The organism is Rothia sp. HMSC072B03, assembly GCF_001809565.1.
GTDB classification, from domain to species: Bacteria; Actinomycetota; Actinomycetes; order Actinomycetales; family Micrococcaceae; genus Rothia; species Rothia mucilaginosa_A.
In genome coordinates this window covers 140,351-159,349 of the sequence record NZ_KV797968.1, presented here as the reverse complement: position 1 = coordinate 159,349, position 18,999 = coordinate 140,351, and the positions used below count along the sequence as shown (strand labels likewise).

13 protein-coding genes, 3 tRNA genes and 3 riboswitches are annotated in these 18,999 nt (G+C 61.9%); of the genes, 7 read left to right on the top strand and 9 right to left on the bottom strand.

Annotated elements, in window-relative coordinates; translation table 11 throughout:
• Window positions 1-58: 58 nt before the first annotated feature.
• The 6 genes from HMPREF2630_RS02945 to HMPREF2630_RS02920 form a co-directional block, all read right to left on the bottom strand.
• Window positions 59-131: transfer RNA gene (locus HMPREF2630_RS02945), tRNA-Phe, on the bottom strand.
• Window positions 132-204: 73 nt separating this feature from the next.
• A tRNA-Asp gene (locus HMPREF2630_RS02940) sits at window positions 205-278 on the bottom strand.
• A gap of 69 nt (window positions 279-347) precedes the next feature.
• Window positions 348-420 (bottom strand) — tRNA-Glu (locus HMPREF2630_RS02935).
• Between the two features lie 1,487 nt (window positions 421-1,907).
• Window positions 1,908-3,311 (bottom strand): FAD-dependent oxidoreductase, encoded by a 1,404-nt coding sequence (locus HMPREF2630_RS02930; RefSeq protein ID WP_049333938.1) that lies wholly within the window; start codon window positions 3,309-3,311, stop codon window positions 1,908-1,910.
• A gap of 324 nt (window positions 3,312-3,635) precedes the next feature.
• A complete protein-coding gene (locus tag HMPREF2630_RS02925) occupies window positions 3,636-4,238 on the bottom strand; it encodes a YagU family protein (protein WP_080978713.1) in 603 nt (200 codons plus the stop codon).
• A 336-nt stretch (window positions 4,239-4,574) separates the two neighbouring features.
• Entirely contained in the window at window positions 4,575-4,964 is a 390-nt protein-coding gene (locus HMPREF2630_RS02920) for a DUF2218 domain-containing protein (RefSeq protein WP_049343598.1), read from the bottom strand.
• A gap of 390 nt (window positions 4,965-5,354) precedes the next feature.
• Between HMPREF2630_RS02920 and HMPREF2630_RS02915 the strand changes: the two genes are divergently transcribed.
• Window positions 5,355-6,821 carry an NCS2 family permease gene (locus tag HMPREF2630_RS02915; protein WP_049343596.1) on the top strand — a complete coding sequence of 489 codons (1,467 nt, stop codon included), beginning with the start codon at window positions 5,355-5,357 and terminating at the stop codon, window positions 6,819-6,821.
• A 319-nt stretch (window positions 6,822-7,140) separates the two neighbouring features.
• Window positions 7,141-8,589 carry an NCS2 family permease gene (locus HMPREF2630_RS02910; protein WP_049343593.1) on the top strand — a complete coding sequence of 483 codons (1,449 nt, stop codon included), beginning with the start codon at window positions 7,141-7,143 and terminating at the stop codon, window positions 8,587-8,589.
• A 137-nt stretch (window positions 8,590-8,726) separates the two neighbouring features.
• Here the strand turns inward: HMPREF2630_RS02910 and HMPREF2630_RS02905 are convergent, their stop codons facing one another.
• Window positions 8,727-9,155, bottom strand: a complete 429-nt coding sequence (locus HMPREF2630_RS02905) for a YchJ family protein (protein WP_049343591.1) — start codon at window positions 9,153-9,155, stop codon at window positions 8,727-8,729.
• A gap of 121 nt (window positions 9,156-9,276) precedes the next feature.
• On the bottom strand, window positions 9,277-10,704 hold the full coding sequence (locus HMPREF2630_RS02900; RefSeq protein ID WP_049347300.1) for an LLM class flavin-dependent oxidoreductase: 1,428 nt from the start codon (window positions 10,702-10,704) through the stop codon (window positions 9,277-9,279).
• Window positions 10,705-10,821: 117 nt separating this feature from the next.
• Window positions 10,822-10,930: riboswitch (SAM riboswitch) on the bottom strand.
• A 175-nt stretch (window positions 10,931-11,105) separates the two neighbouring features.
• Window positions 11,106-11,202: riboswitch (SAM riboswitch) on the top strand.
• Between the two features lie 5 nt (window positions 11,203-11,207).
• Between HMPREF2630_RS02900 and HMPREF2630_RS02895 the strand changes: the two genes are divergently transcribed.
• The 4 genes from HMPREF2630_RS02895 to HMPREF2630_RS02880 all read left to right on the top strand — a co-directional run bounded on the left by HMPREF2630_RS02895 (window position 11,208) and on the right by HMPREF2630_RS02880 (window position 16,585).
• Window positions 11,208-12,047: an ABC transporter ATP-binding protein gene (locus HMPREF2630_RS02895; protein ID WP_049343589.1), complete on the top strand. Its 840-nt coding sequence runs from the start codon at window positions 11,208-11,210 to the stop codon at window positions 12,045-12,047.
• A gap of 118 nt (window positions 12,048-12,165) precedes the next feature.
• Entirely contained in the window at window positions 12,166-13,227 is a 1,062-nt protein-coding gene (locus HMPREF2630_RS02890; protein ID WP_005507251.1) for an aliphatic sulfonate ABC transporter substrate-binding protein, read from the top strand.
• The gene (locus tag HMPREF2630_RS02885; RefSeq protein ID WP_049347304.1) at window positions 13,227-14,054 is read left to right on the top strand and encodes an ABC transporter permease; all 828 of its coding nucleotides are present in this window, start codon (window positions 13,227-13,229) and stop codon (window positions 14,052-14,054) included. The genes HMPREF2630_RS02890 and HMPREF2630_RS02885 overlap by 1 nt, the downstream gene beginning before the upstream one ends.
• A 270-nt stretch (window positions 14,055-14,324) precedes the next feature.
• Window positions 14,325-14,442, top strand: a riboswitch (SAM riboswitch).
• Between the two features lie 4 nt (window positions 14,443-14,446).
• Entirely contained in the window at window positions 14,447-16,585 is a 2,139-nt protein-coding gene (locus HMPREF2630_RS02880) for an AMP-binding protein (protein ID WP_049343585.1), read from the top strand.
• A 141-nt stretch (window positions 16,586-16,726) separates the two neighbouring features.
• On the opposite strand, the gene HMPREF2630_RS02875 is transcribed toward HMPREF2630_RS02880, so the two are convergent.
• Entirely contained in the window at window positions 16,727-17,815 is a 1,089-nt protein-coding gene (locus HMPREF2630_RS02875) for a zinc metalloprotease (RefSeq protein ID WP_049343583.1), read from the bottom strand.
• Between the two features lie 293 nt (window positions 17,816-18,108).
• On the opposite strand from HMPREF2630_RS02875, the gene HMPREF2630_RS02870 reads away from it, so the two are divergent.
• Window positions 18,109-18,981 (top strand): hypothetical protein, encoded by an 873-nt coding sequence (locus HMPREF2630_RS02870; protein ID WP_049333926.1) that lies wholly within the window; start codon window positions 18,109-18,111, stop codon window positions 18,979-18,981.
• Window positions 18,982-18,999 lie beyond the last annotated feature (18 nt).

Here is an 18,999-nt window from a genome sequence, read left to right as displayed (position 1 = left end):
CGCAAAGTTTTTTAAAAACAAAACCCGCCCCACTGTAGAAGCCTGGAGGCGGATTTCGTGGCTCCGACCGGCGTCGATCCGGTGACCTTACGATTTTCAGTCGTACGCTCTACCAACTGAGCTACAGAGCCTTGCGTATTTTGTTTTAGATACGCAATGACCGCGTCTTTCGATGATCTCTCATCTGAAATTACGCGGCCAGAGCGACCCCGACGGGACTTGAACCCGCGACCTCCGCCGTGACAGGGCGGCGCGCTAACCAACTGCGCTACGGGGCCTTGTTGGAATCAACAGGAGTAAATCCTACGTCATCTAACTTGGCTTTGCAAATCGAGGTGATTTGCAAGTACCCCCAACGGGATTTGAACCCGTGCTACCGCCGTGAAAGGGCGGCGTCCTAGGCCGCTAGACGATGGGGGCCTAGTCGATCGAACAGGTTCTTTGTTCATCCCGTCGTTCGAACCTCCACTAGTCTACGCCAGGTCCAAAAGGGTGCGCAAATCGTTTTGTTCGATTTTGGGTGTTTTCAAGGCCGAAATACAGGTATTTATGCCCCATAACACCATCATTCCAACAGGTCAGAAAGGATTAAGCGGATATCAAAAAAATTTTAAATTTTCTTCAAAAACCCCTCTTGAGTGCACTTTTGAGGTTGCAAACCCCCTCCCCACTTCCCAAACCACCCTCAAATTGTCCCCAACGACTCTCCGCAAAGAGGTCGGCATTGTCCTTTCTCCGACATCCCGAATTAGAAACCCCGAGAAGATGCGATCCCCTGTCGTGAACTCGCGGAGGGGCCAACAAGAGGAACCCGGGAAAGCTAGAGAAAGGAACCGGCGAGAGCTCGCGCAAACCCAAAATCCCCACCGTCCCGATCGTCTCGGCCCCCGCGCAATCCCGTGCCCTCGGTGCCACCGAAAGACCCCCACCGATATTCCCCTATTTGCGAGGCGAACCCGGATTACTTTTATTCTTTTTGACATTTACCAAAAATGCACTTTGTGCATATTAAATAAAAATGGCGGTTTACCCGTCGCGCATATCAAGTACCCATCCAACAATGCACCGAGTGAAAATGCACTTTTGGTAGAAATTTACGTCTCTTGCCTCACAGTATGCACCATAATGCAAATATTCACTCCAGGGAATACAATAAACTGGCTTGTCAGAGGTATATTTTTATAGCCGTGCACTTAAATTGAGATTTATGACGACACACAAATATAAAGATTTGATAAACCTCCAGCGATTGACAAGGCGAGATAATATCCGCCCCGAAATAGCCCCCAATATTGCTTGAAGCACTCTCTTTGAGCACCGTACTATAGGAGACGTGAGATCACTTCCGGACCTCACGGGACTGCTTCCGATAAGTCCCAATGACGAAAGTCGCCGCACATTATTTACCGATAAACCGCATAGAGATCTGATGGGGGATCCAGCGTCAGCAGCAACGCCTGCCACGAATCACCGCGTGAGGGGCACGGGCACCATCCCGTACGAAGCATGCAACCCTGGATCCTCCAACTGTGTCCCTAGCTCGCTGAGCGCGTCGATCATGCCGCGCCGCCAGTAGCATCCCAGGTTTGAATAAGTGTGCGCGGTCTACACACCGTAGGACCGCGTGCTTGTTTAGAGAGCTAATCTTGGTGTTTCTTTAGCTTTCTAGACCCCGTTAGAGGGCGCGCCGCACGTGGAGCCACTGCATGGGTTCGCCGCGCGTTCAGGGTAGCCGGAGGGTATGTCCTCGAGTGTCTTCGGCACCTACCCCGCCCACCCCGCATTACCTCATGATGCGGGGTGGGTTTTCTTTAACCTCCCCCGCATCCCTGCAGAGACAAAAATCGACCCCGCACCGGCTCACGGTGCGGGGTCGATTTCTACGCTCTACGTTCTAAACGCGAGGATTACTCGCCGCGAGAGATGTTAATCATCTCGTCGCGGTCCACAACCTTCACGCGAGCACGAGGCTCACCGGCAGCGTCCTTGGATGCTGCGCCCAGTGCCTTCTCGTGGTCGTCCAGGCGGTGCCAGCCTTCCCAGGTGGTGTACTTGATGCCCTTGGAATCCAGGTAGGCGCTGAAGGTTTCGGCGTCCGGCTCGGGCGCGGTGTAGAGGTTCTCGCGGTCCTCGAGCAGGTGGGTAATGGTCTCGAGCGCATCAGACTTGGTGGAGCCGATTAGGCCCACGGGGCCGCGCTTGATCCAGCCGGTTGCGTACAGGCCGGGAACAACCTCGCCATTCTCGTCCACGACGCGACCCTCAACGTTGGTGACCACACCGCGCTTGCTGTCGTAACCGACCTCGGGTAGCTCGGAACCAAAGTAGCCGATGGCGCGGTAGACGGCCTGCACGGGGTAATCCACGTACTCGCCGGTGCCGATGATGCCGCCCTTGCCGTCCAGTTTGTTGCGCTCCATGCGCAGACCCACGACCTTGCCGTCTTCGCCGAGAATCTCGTGCGGTGACTGCAGGAAGTGCAGGTGCAGGCGGCGGGATGCGGTCTGCTCGTTGTTCTTCTGGTCTTCCAGCCAGCCGCGCAGGGTCTTCATCATGACCTTGGTCTGCGCGTTCTTCTCCATTGCTTCCTCGGAAGCCTCGTCGAACTGGAAGTCTTCCTCGTACAGGACGATGTCCACGTCGCGGGAGTGCGCGAGTTCGCGTAGCTCGAGCGGGGTGAACTTCATCTGTGCGGGGCCGCGGCGACCGAAGACGTGCACGTCGGTCACGGGGGAAGCCTTCAGACCCTCGTAGACGTTGTCGGGGATTTCGGTGACGAGCAGGTCGTCAGCGTGCTTGGAGAGGATGCGGGAGACGTCCAGGGCGACGTTGCCGTTACCGAGCACCGCAACCTGCTCAGCTTCGAGCGGCCAGGTGCGGGGGTAGTCGGGGTGGCCGTCGTACCAGGAGACGAAGTCGGCTGCACCGTAGGAGCCGTCCAGGTCGATACCCTCAATGTTCAGCGCTGCGTCGTGGATGGCGCCGGTCGCGAAGATAATGGCGTCGTAGTGCTCGCGCAGGTCGGCGAGGGTTAGATCCTTACCGTACTCGACGTTACCGAAGAAACGGATGTCGCCGCGGTCCAGGACCTTGTGCAGTGCGGTGATGATGCCCTTAATGCGGGGGTGATCCGGTGCCACACCGTAACGAATCAGGCCGAAGGGGGCGGGGTAGCGGTCGAAGATGTCGATGGCGACCTCAACGGCGCCGGTGCGGACCTCTTCAGACTTGGTGAGGATGTCGGCGGTGTAAATACCGGCAGGACCTGCACCGATAACGGCGACGCGCAGGGGGCGTGCTGCTTCAGACACGAATATCTTCCTTTCAAAGTTCACCGGCAAACGCCAGGTACGGCGTGAAGGCGCGGTGAGCTTAGTGTTCACTTCGTGCCTATTTTACCGGGCAGGAGCGCCCCTTTACGGGGAAAAGGGGACAAGCTCAGCAAATAGGATAATTTTCTATCACCTAATCTGGCCTCGGTGGAGAACCGCGGGATGGGTTGCGAGCGAGCCGCTCCGCGCAGAAAACCGTCCCGCCCTCCGAGGTGCAGGAGGGCGGGACGGCGATGGAACACGCATCCGCGTGGGTTTTTGCTACCTCAACCGCAGAGGGGCGAGGAGTTGAAGGGGCGAAACCTAGCGGGCCTCGACGGGGTACTCGGCGTCCGGCTCACCGGTGATGCGGTTACGCAGGTCGCGGCGGACCAGTTCGATGGACCAGAGCCAGATGATGTGGCCGAAGAATTCGGAGAAGTGCTCACCGAAGGGCTGGTTCCAGGGGGCGGGCACAATACCCATTGCGGGCATGACGATCACGTGGAAGAGGATGTACAGGACGATACCGAATGCGGCACCCTGCCAGAGCTTGATCTTGGGCCAGTACTCGGCGACCACGCAGTAGAGGATCGCGAAGGAAATCGCGAAGGCGAAGTGGATGATGAAGCTCATGTAGGGCAGGTCGTTGCCCAGGTAGGAGTAGGTTGCGTGGGAGGTTTCGGGGGACATGCCGAAAATCTGCTCCAGCAGCGCCTGCGGCGGGTTGGTGGAGTTACGTTCGGGGGTGCGGGGCGGGAAGGGAACTTCCCAACCGAACTTGATGATGCCCGAGAAAATACCAGCGATCAGACCGACGAGGACTGCGACACCGACGCGGCGGCGTGCCGGGTCGGTGATGGTCTTGAAGGTGACCTTGACCTTCTGACCCGCCTTCTTGGCGGCGGATACTGCGTTCTCAGACATGCTACTCCTGAGCTGCGAGTCGGTGTGTGGTGCCTCAACCCTACCGTAATCCCAACGCTATTCCCAGCATTTTCAAACATAAACCCACTTAAAGCCAAAATCACCTTTATTTTCATAAATCACTGACTAGTAAATTTACATTTCTGAATCTGTAGAAAATTTTTACTGACAGAATTCACACAAAGTGTCACATAGATTCAGGTAGGCTTGAAAGTACCCTGTTACCACTCCCCCCCCCGGATTACTTTCGGGGCATGTGAAAGCCCCCGGCGCGGCGAGAAAATCTCACCGCGCCGGGGGCCCAATAAGGCTTCAAGAAACAACCCGAAGCGGGCGTTAGGAGGCGGGTACCGCCTCAAAGTTCACGGTCAGTTCGTCGCGCTCACCGAAGCGGACCAGGTGGCGGTCCAGCACATCCGCCAGGTGGGCAGCCTGCTCGTCGCTTTCGGCGCGCACCTCCATGACGAGTGCGCCGTCGGTTTCGCGCAGGTCACCGTAGCCGCGGAAAATGCCGTCGCGGTTGAAGGTGAGACGGATGCCGTCGGGCAGTTCTGCGGTGCCGAGCTTGCGGCCCATGTGGGAGCCGAGCTGCTTGATGTATCGGGCGGGGCGGTCGGTTGCTACGACGGCGCGCTGGCGTACCGGCAGGGATTCTGCGGCGGGGTAGTTCTCGGCAGGCTGGTTTTCAGCGGGGACTGCAGTGTTTTCCTGCGGGGTTTCAGTCACGGTGGACTCCTTCTCATCTATGCCAGAAAAGGCTCACCACACGGAACCCTGCATCCGGCGACACGTTATTTCACTTCGAATATAACAGGGAGTTAGGGTTCACTAACCTAATAATTCGTCGATGTTCGCGCAGGGGCGAGAGATAACTACCTCTATGACGCATCCTCCCTCGACAACCTCGCAGGCGCCGTGAGAAGGGCTCCAAGGGCGGTTCCAACGGCTGAAAACTACCTGAAAGTTTGCTGAACTAGCGAAGAAAATACCTTTAACCGTAAAATATCGTGGTAACAACAGCGTCACATCCCCACTTTGCGGGACGTGACGCTTTTCTTATGCGGGCTCGGAACCCCGGCGCCCGCCCCTACTAAGAGTATCTACGGATTTTCACGAATGTCTTCTGAGAACACCGCGGCTCCCCAGAACCCCAAGGCAGAAGCCAAGGGCGCACTGGACCGTTACTTCAAGATCAGCGAACGTGGCTCCACCCTCGGCGCAGAATTCCGAGGCGGCCTCGCCACCTTCTTCGCGATGAGCTACATCGTCGTGCTGAACCCCCTCATCATCGGCCTCGGCAAGGACGCATCCGGCAACACGCTCGGCGTGCCGCAGGTCGCCGCAATGACCGCACTGGTCGCAGGTGTCATGACCATCCTCATGGGCGTCGTCGCCAAGCAGCCCTTCGCCATGGCCGCAGGCCTCGGCGTGAACGCGCTGCTGGCAACCACCATCGCCTCCACCCCCGGACTGACCTGGCCCGCCATCATGGGTCTGGTCGTCTGGGCGGGTGTGCTGATGACCATCCTCGTGCTGACCGGCTTCCGCACCGCGGTGTTCAACGCGGTCCCCGAATCGCTCAAGGTCGCAATCGTCGTCGGTATCGGTTTCTTCATCGCCTTCATCGGCCTCGTTAACGCGGGTATCATCCGCCGCATGCCCGATGCCGCCGGCACCACCGTGCCCGTCTCCTTCGGAGTGAGCGGCCACCTGCTCGGCTGGCCCACCCTGGTCTTCCTCTTCGGCCTGTTCCTCACCATTGCGCTGTTCATTCGCAACGTGAAGGGTGCAATCCTCTACGGCGTGGTTGCCTCCACCGCCCTCTCCATCATCCTGGAGCAGGTCGTGCCCTCCGGCAGCGTTCAGACCTCCCCCACCGGTTGGTCCCTGAACGTCCCCGTTTGGGATTCCAGCACCAGCAAGCTGCCCGACTTCTCGCTGTTCGGTTCCGCTGACCTGTTCAGCGCCTTCGGCACCCTCGGCGGCATGGCAGCCGTTCTGCTGATCTTCACCATCCTGATTTCCGCCTTCTTCGACGCAATGGGCACCTCCGTCGGTCTCGCAACCGAGGCAGGCACCATCAAGGACGGCCAGATCGAGAACGTCGACAAGGTCCTGCTCGTGGACGCCCTCGGCTCCGTAGCCGGCGGTGGCACCTCCTCTTCCTCGAGCCAGATTTTCGTGGAGTCCGCAACCGGTATCGGCGCGGGCGCACGCACCGGCTTCGCAAATATCGTCACCGGCGTGCTGTTCCTCGTCGCGATCTTCCTGACCCCCCTGGTCACCATCGTGCCCTTCGAAGCTGTTGCACCCGCAATGGTGTTCGTCGGCTTCCTGATGATTCGCCAGGCAGTGAACATCGAGTGGACCGACTGGGGCCTGGGTATCCCCGCGTTCATGACCATCATCTTCATGCCTCTGTCCTACTCCATCGCGGACGGTATCGGCGCAGGCTTCCTGTCCTACGTCTTCATCCGCCTGGTGCAGGGCCGCGGCAAGGAAGTTCACTGGCTCATGTACGTGGTTTCCGCAGTGTTCCTCATCTTCTTCGCTAACGGCCTGATTACCGGCTGGATGCACTAAACACATCGGATGCCCGCCTCCGCACATGGAGGCGGGCACCGGCAGGGCGGGGTACCGGCACCTTCGAGTGTCGGCGCCCCGCCCTGGGCTATTCTCCCCTCTGCCCCGGTTGCCGATTCTGGCTATTTAGCTGGGGCCGGGAAACACCGCATCACCGACTGAACCGCCGCGCACAACGCGTTTCAACGGCACGAGCCGCTCGGCGGCGCCTACAATGGTTGAACCATTGTGACGCCCGGTTATGAGCCTAGCCCGCGAGCTTCGCCCGCGAAACCGGCGGCGCAACAGTACACACCGAACAACATCAACGGATCCTTACATGTCTGAACCTCAGAAGGCGGCCGCACCCACCGGTGCGCTCGACCGCTACTTCAAGATTTCCGAGCGAGGCTCCTCCATCGCCGCAGAATTCCGCGGCGGCCTCGCCGCATTCTTCGCCATGAGCTACATCGTGGTGCTGAACCCCCTCGTCATCGGTACCGGTGCCGACGCCTCCGAACGCACCCTCGGCATCGCCCCCGTCGCCGCCGTCACCGCCCTCGTTGCCGGCGTCATGACCATCCTCATGGGTGTTATCGCCAAGCAGCCTTTCGCCATGGCGGCTGGCCTGGGCGTGAATGCACTGCTCGCCTCCACCATTGCCACCACCCCGAACCTGACCTGGGCAGACATCATGGGCCTGGTCGTTCTCGCCGGTCTGATTATGACCGTTCTGGTGCTCACCGGCTTCCGTACCGCGGTGTTTGAGGCGGTCCCCGAATCGCTCAAGACCGCGATTGTGGTCGGTATCGGTTTCTTCATTTCCTTTATCGGTCTGGTCGACTCCGGTATTATCCGCCGCATGCCTGACGCAGCTGGCACCACCGTTCCGGTGAGCCTCGGCGCGGGCGGTCACCTGCTCGGCTGGCCCACCCTCGTCTTCCTCTTCGGCCTGTTCTTCACCATCGCCCTGTTCATCCGTAACGTGAAGGGCGCAATCCTGTGGGGTGTGCTCGCCTCCACCGCACTCTCCATCATCTTGGAGGCCACTATCCCCTCCGGCAGGGTGAAGGATGCCCCCACCGGTTGGTCCCTGAACGTGCCCTCCCTGGCTGACCTGAAGTTCACCACCCCGAACTTCTCCCTCATCGGTTCCGCTGACCTGTTCGGCGCGTTCACCCATATCGGTCCGCTGGCTGCTTCGCTGCTGGTGTTCACCATTCTGCTCTCCGTGTTCTTCGACGCGATGGGCGTTTCGGTGGGTCTTGCCGCAGAGGCTGGCACCATGAAGGACGGCAAGGTTGAGGACATCGACAAGGTCCTGCTCGTGGACGCTTTCGGTTCCGTTGTCGGTGGTGGCGCGTCCGGTTCGGCGAACCAGATTTTCGTGGAGTCCGCTACCGGTATTGGTGCGGGTGCACGCACCGGCTTTGCGAACATTGTGACCGGTGTGCTGTTCCTGCTGGCGATTTTCATTTCGCCGCTGGTCACCATCGTTCCTTTCGAGGCGGTTGCTCCGGCGCTGGTCGTGGTCGGCTTCCTGATGATCCGCCAGGCCGTGAATATTGACTGGACTGACTGGGGTCTGGGCATCCCGGCGTTCCTGACCATTATTTTCATGCCGCTGTCGTACTCGATTGCGAACGGTATTGGTGCCGGCTTCGTGGCGTACACTTTCATTCGCCTGGTGCAGGGCCGCGGCAAGGACGTGCACTGGCTGATGTACCTGGTCTCCGCAGTGTTCGTGATCTACTTCGGCATGGGCATCATTAACGGCTGGACCCACTAAGTCCGCTAACTCCCGATAATCGCCTCTTTGAGGGGCATATACGAAGAATGGCAGAATCGTTCCGTTTTCGGAATGATTCTGCCATTTCTTCTATGCCCGCACTCTGCACGAGACAGGGGCAGGGAAAGTTACGAGATTTAGTGGACGTCTCCATCCACGTAGAACCAGGCGCCGCCCACCTTCTCAAAGCGCGACAGCTCGTGCATGCTGCCCTTCACCCGCTCCTCCACAGGGGTGCCCGGCACCGAACGGTAATACGCAACGAACTCCACCGTGCCGGAGGCGTCAAAGGGGCCGCCCGAAGAGCCCAGAATATCCAGGCGGTACCAGCGGATACCGTCCTCCAGCCCCAGGGTGCCCGGGCGGGTACTCGGATGCCAGCTCGCCAGCAGATACGCCGCATCGCCAGTCGCAAACGCGGTAAAACGCGAGCGCATCAGTTGCTCCGGCGCGGGGGCGGTCAGTGTTCCGGAGGCGGCAAACTCGCCCAGGAACCTGCCGCAGCAGGCGCCGTACACCTCGCCGCTCGAGCAGGGGCAGCGGTCGTCATGATTCAGTTCAGTCATGCCAACCAGTATAAAGAAACGCCCGCCTTGCCGGGGATGCAAATCCTCCAGCAGAACGGGCGTTCTTGTTTTCAATCGTTAAGTTTGAGCGAACCTACACGGTACGCTTCAGCGACAACGCTTATTCAGCGATTGCGCGAGCCGGGGTGTCAGCAGCCGAAGGCTTACCCACGTATGCGCCGCGGTACTTAGCAGCCGGGTGGGAGTCAGCAACCTTGGTGTGGCCCTTGCCGAAGATGTTCTCGCGCAGGGTGTTGCCCTCGTACTCGGTGCGGTAGCGGCCGCGCTTCTGCAGCTCGGGAACAACGTACTCGATGAAGTCCTCGAAGGAACCTGGGGAGACGTGGTACGCCAGGTTGATGCCGTCCAGGCCGCCCTCGTCGATCCAGCGCTCCAGCTCGTCAGCAACCTGAACCGGGTCACCAACAATGACCTCGCCCATGCCGCCGAGGGTGGTGTGCTCAGCGATGTCCTTGCGGGTCCACTTCTTGTCCTTCGCCTGCAGGGTGAAGGGGGTCAGGAAGGACTGAATCGACTCGGTCTGCACATAGTTCAGGACCTCGTCCTCGTCGAACTGGGACAGGTCAACACCGGACCAGCCGCCGACAATAGCCTGTGCAGAGTCGAGGTTCACGTACTTCTTGTACTCCTCGTACTTTGCCTTTGCCTTCTCTTCGGTCTCATCCACGATGACCGAGAGCATTGCCAGGATCTTCACGTCGTCGCGGCTACGGCCCTGCTCCTCGGCAGCGGCGCGAATACGGTCGGTCACAACGCGGGTCAGGTCCGGGCGCAGGGCGCTGATGAACACAGCCTCAGCGTGCTTACCGGAGAACTTCTGGCCGCGGCTGGATGCGCCAGCCTGGAAGATCACGGGGGTGCGCTGCGGGCTCGGCTCGGTCAGGGAGATGCCGGGCACGGAGAAGTACTTGCCCTTGTGGCCAATCGGGTGAACCTTGGAGGGGTCAGCGTAGATGCCGCGCTCGCGGTCCTTGACGACTGCGCCGTCTTCCCAGGAGCCTTCCCACAGCTTGTAGCAGACGTCCAGGAACTCGTCAGCGATATCGTAGCGCTCGTCGTGCGGAATCTGGGTGGGCAGGCCCTGGTTCTCAGCAGCCGACGGCAGGTAAGAAGTCACCACGTTGAAGCCGACGCGGCCCTCAGTGAGGTGGTCGAGGGAGGCGTAGCGACGAGCCAGGGTGTAGGGCTGCTCAAAAGTAGCGGCAGCGGTCACGCCGAAGCCGAGGTGCTCGGTCACGGCAGCCATTGCAGAAATCTGGGTTGCGGGGTCATTCACGGGAACCTGAGCGGCACCCTCAATGGCGGGAGCGGCAGAGTTCTTGTACACGTCGTAGATGCCGACCACGTCAGCGATGAACACGGCGTCAAACAGGCCGCGCTCAAGGGTCTTAGCCAGGTCAGTCCAGTACTTGATGGTGTTGTACTCGGTTGCGCGGGAGCGCGGGTGACGCCAGAGGTCGAAGCTCTGGTGACCGATGCAGGTCATCTCGAATGCGTTAACTACGATGCGCTTCTTCTGCTCAGCCATCGATTTTCCTTTCGCGAATGATCGGGGGGGACGATCGGGTTAGTGCCCTGCACCCCGCGCGCCGCCTCCTTCTTGCCTTCTGCGTTCGGTGGTGGCCTTCGTGCAGGTGGCGCGTTCGCGCCGTACTTGCCTCTTTTCGTTGAGGCCAGATCATCATCTGGGGCACCCCGCTACGGGAGAGGGTTGCCGCCCGGCCAGCCAGAGCTTAGCGCCGGGACTCATGATCTCGTGGTTTGAGTGTACGGGGCGCGCGGGATGGAGAGCACGTTTGTGACGAAAAAATCTTTTTGTGACGCGGGACCGAAATATTTCGTGATAAATGCGAAATATACGGTCATAGAAATTCATACGCGCCCGTCGGGTTGATTGAGGCGTGGCACAGCCCATAGGGTGAGTAGAGCAAACCATCCAGAGCGACCGAGAGACCTGGCTCCACGACGTCGCAGCAACCGATAGCGGTTTCCCCACCGCCGGTGCTAACGCCAGGAACGATGGAAGTGACTATGACACTCAACAGTGCAGTAACTCCCGGCGCATCCGAATCCTCAGCGAACCGGCACGCCGTATCCAGTGCCGCAGTGCCCCTCGTCTTCGATGCCGTTGGCCAGTCCTTTGCTGTACCCGGCGGAACCCACGAGGTTCTGCGCGAGGTCACCTTCACCGCCGAACCCGGCGAAATTATCTCGGTGATTGGCTCCTCGGGATGCGGCAAGTCCACTCTCCTGCGCGCCGCGGCCGGCCTGAACCGCATCACCGCAGGCACCGTGCGCATCGGCGAGAAGGCTGTGACCGGGCTCGACCCCCGCGTGGCCATTGGTTTTCAGGAGCCGCGCCTGCTCCCCTGGCGCACCGTCGCCGACAACGTGGCGCTCGGCCTGCCGCAGGGCACCAAGAAGGCCGAGGGCGAGGCGACCGTGACCCGCCTGCTGAGCCTGGTCGGCCTGAGCGAGTACGCCGACCACCGCCCAAAGGAAATTTCGGGCGGCATGGCGCAGCGCGTCTCCCTGGCCCGAGCGCTCGCCCGCACCCCCGGCGTGCTGCTGCTCGACGAGCCCTTCGGAGCCCTCGACGCGCTGACCCGCATCAACATGCAGGACCTGCTGCTGGACGTGCACCGTCAGGATCCGACCACGATCCTGCTGGTCACCCACGATGTGGAGGAGGCGCTCTACCTCTCCGACCGGGTCATCGTGCTCGGCAAGGACACCCCGGAGAGCCCCGCGACCATTCAGCGCATCGTGACCGTTGACCGTGCCCACCCCCGCGACCGCGCGGATGCAGAAATCACCGCGTTGCGTAGCGAACTGCTCGCCGAGCTCGGCGTGGAGGAAGCCGCGGCCTAAGCCGCCCCACCCCTCTCGGTATTAGCGCTGTCCAGGGCATATATCCGGTTGGCTATATTCTGCGGGCCGCGCTCCCCATCTCATCACATCATCATCTTCAGAAGCGAAAAGAACCATCATGACTTTCTCCCCGTCTCGCCGTACCGCCCTCAAGTCCCTGGCCGCAGCCGCCGCCTTCGCAACCCTGCTCAGCGGTTGCGCCGGTGAGGGTTCCGGCTCCTCCAACGCCTCCGGTGCGGCCGGCGGCGGCAAGGACACCGTGACCATTGACTACGCCACCTACAACCCGCTCTCGCTGATTATCCGCAAGAAGGGCTGGCTCGAGACCGCCCTGTCCGCCGAGGGCAAGAAGGTTGAGTGGGTCAAGTCCGCCGGCTCGAACAAGGCCAACGAGGCGCTGCGCAGCGGCAACATCGACGTCGGCTCCACCGCGGGCTCGGCGGCGCTGCTGGCCCGCGCGAACGGCTCCCCCATCAAGGTCATCAGCCTCTACTCGCAGCCCGAGTGGTCGGCGCTCGTCACCCGCAAGGACTCGGGCATCACCAAGGTCACCGACCTGAAGGGTAAGAGCGTGGCCGTCACCAAGGGTACCGACCCCTACTTCCTGCTCCTGCAGGCCCTCAAGCAGGCCGGCGTTTCCGCCTCCGACGTGAACATTCAGAACCTGCAGCACGCCGACGGCCGCACCGCCCTGGACAACGGCCAGGTCAACGCGTGGAGCGGTCTGGACCCGATTATGGCTGCCGCCGAGGTGGAGAGCGGCGACGTGCTCTTCTACCGCAACCTGGACTTCAACACCTACGGCTTCCTGAACGCCACCGAGAAGTTCATTCAGTCCAACCCGACCGCCGCGCAGGTCATCGTGGACGTGTACGAGTACGCTCGCGCCTGGGCCAAGAAGAACCCCGAAGAGGCCGTGAAGATCGTGGAGGAAGAGTCCGGCATTAAGCACGAGACCGCCCAGGTCGTCATGGACCGCACCCACCTGGACATCGACCCGGTTCCGGGCGCCAAGCAGGTTGAGGTACTCAAGGGCGTTGGCCCGATTCTGGTCGAGTCCGGCGACGTCCCCTCCCAGTCCGACGTGGACAAGGCCCTGAACAGCATCGTGGACGACCAGTTCGCGAAGAAGGCTGATAGCGCCGCAGTCGAGAAGATTGCCAAGGCGGTGGAGAAGTAATGACCGCCGCAACCATTGCCCCCGCGCAGGAGAGCGCGGCCAAGCTCCCGACGCCGAAGCTTCCCTCGAACCCCTTCGCCGGCAAGCAGTACCTGGGCCTGATCCTGCCCCTGGCGCTCATTGCGCTCTGGTATATTCTGAGCACCAACGGCGTGTTCACGCAGGTCCAGCTGCCCTCCCCCGACCGTGTGGTGGGCGCCGGTATCGAGCTGGCGCAGCGCGGTGAGCTGGCCAAGCACGTCGCGATTTCGACCCAGCGCGTGCTGATTGGCTTCGGCATCGGCGCGGTACTCGGCCTGGTGCTGGGATCGCTGATTGGCTTGTCGGCCCCGGTGCGCGTGTTCGTCGCCCCGACCATCGGCGCTCTGCGCGCGGTCCCCTCACTCGCGTGGGTCCCGCTGCTTTTGCTGTGGATTGGCATCGGCGAGAACTCGAAGGTGACCCTCGTGGCCATCGGCGCGTTCTTCCCCGTGTACACCACGGTTTCCGCTGCCCTCGCCCACGTGGACCCCAAGCTCGTGGAGATGGCCCGCGCCTTCGGCCTGAAGGGCCTGCGCCTGTTCACCACGGTTCAGCTTCCCGCGGTTCTGCCCGCCGTCATCTCGGGTCTGCGCCTCGCGCTCGCTCAGGCGTGGCTGTTCCTGGTCGCCGCCGAGCTGCTGGGCGCCTCCATGGGCCTGGGTTACCTGCTGACCGACTCGCAGAACAACGGCCGCACCGACCGCCTGCTACTCGCCATCGTGGCGCTGGCCATCCTGGGCAAGATTACGGACGCCCTCGTCGGCCTGTTTGAGCGCTGGGTCAAGGCAAAGTACCCCAGCAACTAGCGCCACCGGTAGCTAAACACAACGCTCAGCACGCGCTGAGTTTTCAGGAGAGATGTCCGCGCGTCAGTCATCGTGACGCGCCGGAAAAAGAAGTCGGCGGGGAAACCTGTCGCCTACTGAATGATGATGATGTGCCCCGCCCCGCGCCCCACAGTAGTGAGCGCGGGGCGGGGTTCTTAATGTGTCGTTATATTACGAAGCGCTACACAGTGTGCCTTTTATGACGGGAACCTTTGCATCGGGACCCGCGGCGCGCTTTACTAAGAAGGCAAACCATCCAGAGCGACCGAGAGACCTGGCTCCATGACGTCGCAGCAACCCCCTCGCGCATCTGCACACACGAGTAGGCAGCGCGAGCAAGGGTGCTAATGCCAGCTACCGATGGGAGAGATATGGGACTGCCCACCCCCTTTTCGTTCACCGACCCGCTGAACCCCACCCCGAACCCCGCGCTCGAATCTGACGAGGCACGCGTCGCGTTCTGGGAGAAGCAGGCGCAGCGACTCACCTGGGCTGAGCCCTGGCACACCGCGCACCGCTTCGAGAAGCCGAAGTCCCTCGGCTTCGACGAGGAGGGCATCGAGCAGTTCACTGTTCCCGAGATTAAGTGGTTCGAGGGCGGCAAGCTCAACGTCGCCTACAACTGCGTGGACCGCCACGTGGAGGCGGGCCGCGGCGACAAGGTCGCCCTCTACTTCGAGGGTGAGCCCGGCGACCGCGAGGCCATCACCTACGCCGAGCTGCAGCGCCGCATCGCGAAGGCCGCCAACGGTCTGCTGTCCCTGGGCGTGCGCAAGGGTGACCGCGTGGTCATCTACCTGCCCGTCATTCCCGAAACCATTATTTTTACCCTGGCCTGCGCGCGTATTGGCGCGATCCACTCCCTCGTGTTCGGCGGTTTCTCCGCCGAGGCACTGAAATTCCGTGTTGAGGACACCGGTGCGAAGGTGCTCGTCACCACCGACGGCCAGAACCGCCGCGGCAAGGTTGTTCCCGTGAAGGTCAACGCCGACGAGGCCTGCTCGGGCGAGAACAACATCGAGCACGTCATCGTGGTGGACCGCACCAGCGCCTCCGACCCCGTAGCGCACGCTGAGGTTCCCTGGACCGAGGGCCGCGACGTCTGGTACCACGACCTGGTGGACGACCAGCCCGACACCCACGCCTACGAGCTGCACGACGCCGAGGATCCGCTGTTCATCATCTACACCTCCGGCACGACCGGCAAGCCCAAGGGCCTGGTGCACACGATGGGCGGCTACCTGGTGCAGACCGCGTACACCCACGCTTTGCTCTACGATCTGCTGCCGGATTACGTGGATGAGAACGGCGTGCTGCGCCCCGACGAGCTGTCGGCCGTCAACGACCCCGAGAAGGTGGAGTCCACCGTTCACTGGTGCACCGCCGACCTCGCTTGGGTGACCGCGCACACCTACGAAATCTACGGCCCGCTGGTTAACGGCGTATCCGAGGTGATTTACGAGGGTACCCCGAACACCCCGCACTACGGTCGCCACTTCGAGGTCATCGAACGCTACGGCGTGACCAACTACTACACCGCCCCCACCCTGATTCGTTCCCTCATGGGCGCGTTCCCCGACGGCCCCGAGCCCGGCAAGTACGACTTCTCGACCGTGCGCCTGCTCGGTTCGGTGGGTGAGTCCATCAACCCGGAGGCGTGGCGCTGGCTGCGCAAGCACGTGGGCGGCGGCACCGCATCCTTCATCGACACCTGGTGGCAGTCCGAGACCGGTTCGACCGTGTGCTCCCCGCGCCCGCACGACCCGGCTTTCGCCTCCGCCGGCACCTACCCGGTGGGCACCCCGCACTGCACCCCCCTGCCCGGTTGCGCTACCCGCGCCGTTCCGGGCGTGTCCACCCGCGTGGTGGATGAGCACGGCAACCCGGTGGAGCCGGGTAGGCAGGGCTTCATCGTGGTCGATAAGATTGGCCCCTCCATGGCCCGCACCGTGTGGAAGAACCCGCAGCGATTCCTGGACTCCTACTGGCGCCACTACGGCGAGCGCGGCTGGTTCCTGGCAGGCGACGGCGCGAAGGAAGACGAGGAAGGCAACGTGTACATCCTCGGCCGTATCGACGACGTGATCAACATTTCGGGTCACCGCCTGTCCACGATTGAGATTGAGTCGGCCCTGGTCACCCACCCGGCTGTGGTGGAGGCCGGCGTCTGCCCTGTGGAGGACGACCTGACCGGCCACCAGGCGGTCGCTTACGTGACGCTCACCGACGAGGGCAAGGCCCTGACCGAGGACGAGCTGAAGGCGGCTCTGACGGCTCACGTGCGTGAGCACATCGGCCCGATTGCCAAGCCCAAGGACGTTGTGGCAGTTGCCGATATCCCGAAGACCCGTTCGGGTAAGATTACCCGCCGCCTGCTCGGTGAGCTGTACCAGGGCCGCCCCCTGGGTGACGTTTCCTCGCTGCAGAACGAGGAGGCGCTGGGCCACATCGCGCAGGTGCTGGTGGAGACCGGCCGCGTGCAGCGAGAAGAGGAGCGCGAGGCGGCCTAGACCCCCTTCCCCTGCCGGCGCGGCCCCGGCGCTTGTGTAGGAGTCGCGATACATAACAAGGGTGCGGATACCGAACGATGATTCGGTATCCGCACCCTGTTGTTTAACGGTACTGACGAGGCCTTTCGCCCCGGTGACCGCCTAGTTAATCAGGCCCAGGGAACGAGCGTACTCGGCGGTAATACCGCTCGGCTCAATCTGCTTGGGGCCCTTCTCGAGCTCGGGGTGCTCGGTCGCCTGGAAGCGGATCATCTTCAGGTCGTTCGCCGCGCCCAGGTTCGAGATCATGCCGTCACCGTTCAGGTCCACCGAGACCGGCTCGGCATCAATCTTTCCGTTACCGTTGAAGTCGATGGGACCGTCAGCGGGCTTGCCCTTGTACAGGAAGCCGGCCGCGCGGGGACCGAAGCCGCGCGCCTCGTAGAGCTTCGCCTCGTTCAGCATGCGGTACTCGGCGGTGGAGTAGCCAAAGTAGCGGCTACCGTCAGCCATGGGCACGCCGGTGAGGGTGTACTGGTAGTTCATGACGCTCAGGTAGTTGGGCTTGTAGTTGATTTCGTCCCAGCCGCCGTGGCTCAGCGCCAGGTTGTGGCCGAGCTCGTGCACGAACACCGCCACGCGGATATCGCTGGTTGCCTTACCCCAGAAGTGCGGGCCCACGGTGACCATGAGGTTACGGCCACCGAAGTTAGCGATGCCGGAGGAGGTGCTGTTGTCATAGTAGTCGCCCCAGATGACGTAGTGGAAGGTGCCTTCACGGGCGGGGTTGAACTTACCTTCGGAGGCCTTAATCCTGTTGAGTGCGTTGAACTCGCTGTCGAGCTCCTGGTGGGTGATTTCGTTGCCGCCGCCGAGGTTGTACTTGGCGCTGCGGGCGCTACCGGCGTCCAGGTGAATGTTCACGCCGGTGGTGCCGTCGGGGTTGCGCATGGGCAGGTCGGCGTAAATCTTGGTGATGCGGTCCAGCTCCTCTTCGCTGGGGAGCAGGCCGGGCATGTAGTCCATCTCGACGAAGATGTCCTTGTGGTTGGGGTCGGCGCCCAGTGCGGGGAAGTCGACGTCGACCTTGCCGTCGCCATCGGCGTCGTAGCCCTTCATCTCCCAGGTGTTGGGGATGCCGTCACCGTCGATGTCGGGGTTGTAGGCGTTGGCTGCCGGGGCGGCGACCGCGCCCAGGCAGAGGACCGCCAGGGAGGCAAACGCGATACGTGCGCGCTTCAGAGAGGCCATGAATCTGTCCTTTGATGTGATGGTGTGAGGATGCGATACCCGTGACGGGCACGCGGGATGGACGGCAGTGTTCGTTCTTCGGTGTTCGCACCCGTGCGGGTAGCGAGTCGTTTGCAGGCCGGCGGGGCGCCTCGTGAGCTACCGCCGCATCACTTCGTGAGCTTTAGCCGAAGATTGCAGAAAACCTGCTTTAAAGTTGAGACAATTTTGAAGTTGAGCTGAATTACACTACAGTATCAGTAATTCGTATCACGTGCATCACCGTATTCACCCGTGGAAGAAAGAATAATTACATGTCTCAACAGCAGACCAGTCACAGCACCCCCGCTTCCGGCAAGCGCGGCGTAAACCGCCGCTCCCTCGTCAAGGGTGCTCTCTGGAGCGCGCCGGTCGTCGCAACCGCCGCAACCGTACCCGCCTACGCGGCCTCCACCGACGTGCCGGAGACCCCGACCCTGCAGTTCGGTGTCTTCACCCAGGCCTTCAACTCCAACCCCTCCAACGATTTCGACACCCGCTACGGTCTGGACTCCTACACCGTGCAGGTGCCCAACGTGACCGCAACCTCCACGAGCCCGAAGAGCGCAGGCGGCGGCACCTTCACCCCCGGCGGTAGCGTCGGTGCGGGCCTGTACGGCGGTGCCGGCCTGTGGATTTCCGCCCCCATCAATTCCAAGGGCGAGTTCCAGGGCAGCACCTACCTGTACGGCTCGGCGCACCTGCAGGTGACCTTCGAGTTCACTTTCCCCACCGCCGAAGACGTCACCGCGCCGCTGCTGTGGGACACCGACAACGACGCCGAGGTGGCCGCGCTGGCCAAGAGCGAGGGCGGCGCCAAGACCAATAACCCGGCAGTGAGCGCCTTCAACGGCGTGGCCTACGCGGCGAAGTTCTACGAGCCGGTCATCGAGGGCAACACCTGGACCGGCGTGCTGGATATCCGCACCTCGGACTTCCTGACCGCGACCGCCAACGGCCCCGTGCGCTACGCACAGGTGCTGGCCTCGCAGGTTCCGGTGTACTTCACCGAGGTGACCTCCAGCTACACCCTGACCACGACCGTTCAGCTCACCAGCGGCACCGTTGCGATGCAGCTGACCGATGACGGCGAGTACACCTACCGGGATCTGGCGGGTGCAAGCGCCTCCGCAACCATTACCCGATAGCGCGGCCGCCACAGTAGG

Excerpts from the sequence above, each read along its gene's own strand:
- HMPREF2630_RS02925 (WP_080978713.1), bottom strand. The coding sequence starts at position 4,238 with ATGTCTGAGAACGCAGTATCCGCCGCCAAGAAGGCGGGTCAGAAGGTC.
- HMPREF2630_RS02915 (WP_049343596.1), top strand. The coding sequence starts at position 5,355 with ATGTCTTCTGAGAACACCGCGGCTCCCCAGAACCCCAAGGCAGAAGCC.
- HMPREF2630_RS02910 (WP_049343593.1), top strand. The coding sequence starts at position 7,141 with ATGTCTGAACCTCAGAAGGCGGCCGCACCCACCGGTGCGCTCGACCGC.
- HMPREF2630_RS02905 (WP_049343591.1), bottom strand. The coding sequence starts at position 9,155 with ATGACTGAACTGAATCATGACGACCGCTGCCCCTGCTCGAGCGGCGAG.
- HMPREF2630_RS02900 (WP_049347300.1), bottom strand. The coding sequence starts at position 10,704 with ATGGCTGAGCAGAAGAAGCGCATCGTAGTTAACGCATTCGAGATGACC.
- HMPREF2630_RS02895 (WP_049343589.1), top strand. The coding sequence starts at position 11,208 with ATGACACTCAACAGTGCAGTAACTCCCGGCGCATCCGAATCCTCAGCG.
- HMPREF2630_RS02890 (WP_005507251.1), top strand. The coding sequence starts at position 12,166 with ATGACTTTCTCCCCGTCTCGCCGTACCGCCCTCAAGTCCCTGGCCGCA.
- HMPREF2630_RS02885 (WP_049347304.1), top strand. The coding sequence starts at position 13,227 with ATGACCGCCGCAACCATTGCCCCCGCGCAGGAGAGCGCGGCCAAGCTC.
- HMPREF2630_RS02880 (WP_049343585.1), top strand. The coding sequence starts at position 14,447 with ATGGGACTGCCCACCCCCTTTTCGTTCACCGACCCGCTGAACCCCACC.
- HMPREF2630_RS02875 (WP_049343583.1), bottom strand. The coding sequence starts at position 17,815 with ATGGCCTCTCTGAAGCGCGCACGTATCGCGTTTGCCTCCCTGGCGGTC.
- HMPREF2630_RS02870 (WP_049333926.1), top strand. The coding sequence starts at position 18,109 with ATGTCTCAACAGCAGACCAGTCACAGCACCCCCGCTTCCGGCAAGCGC.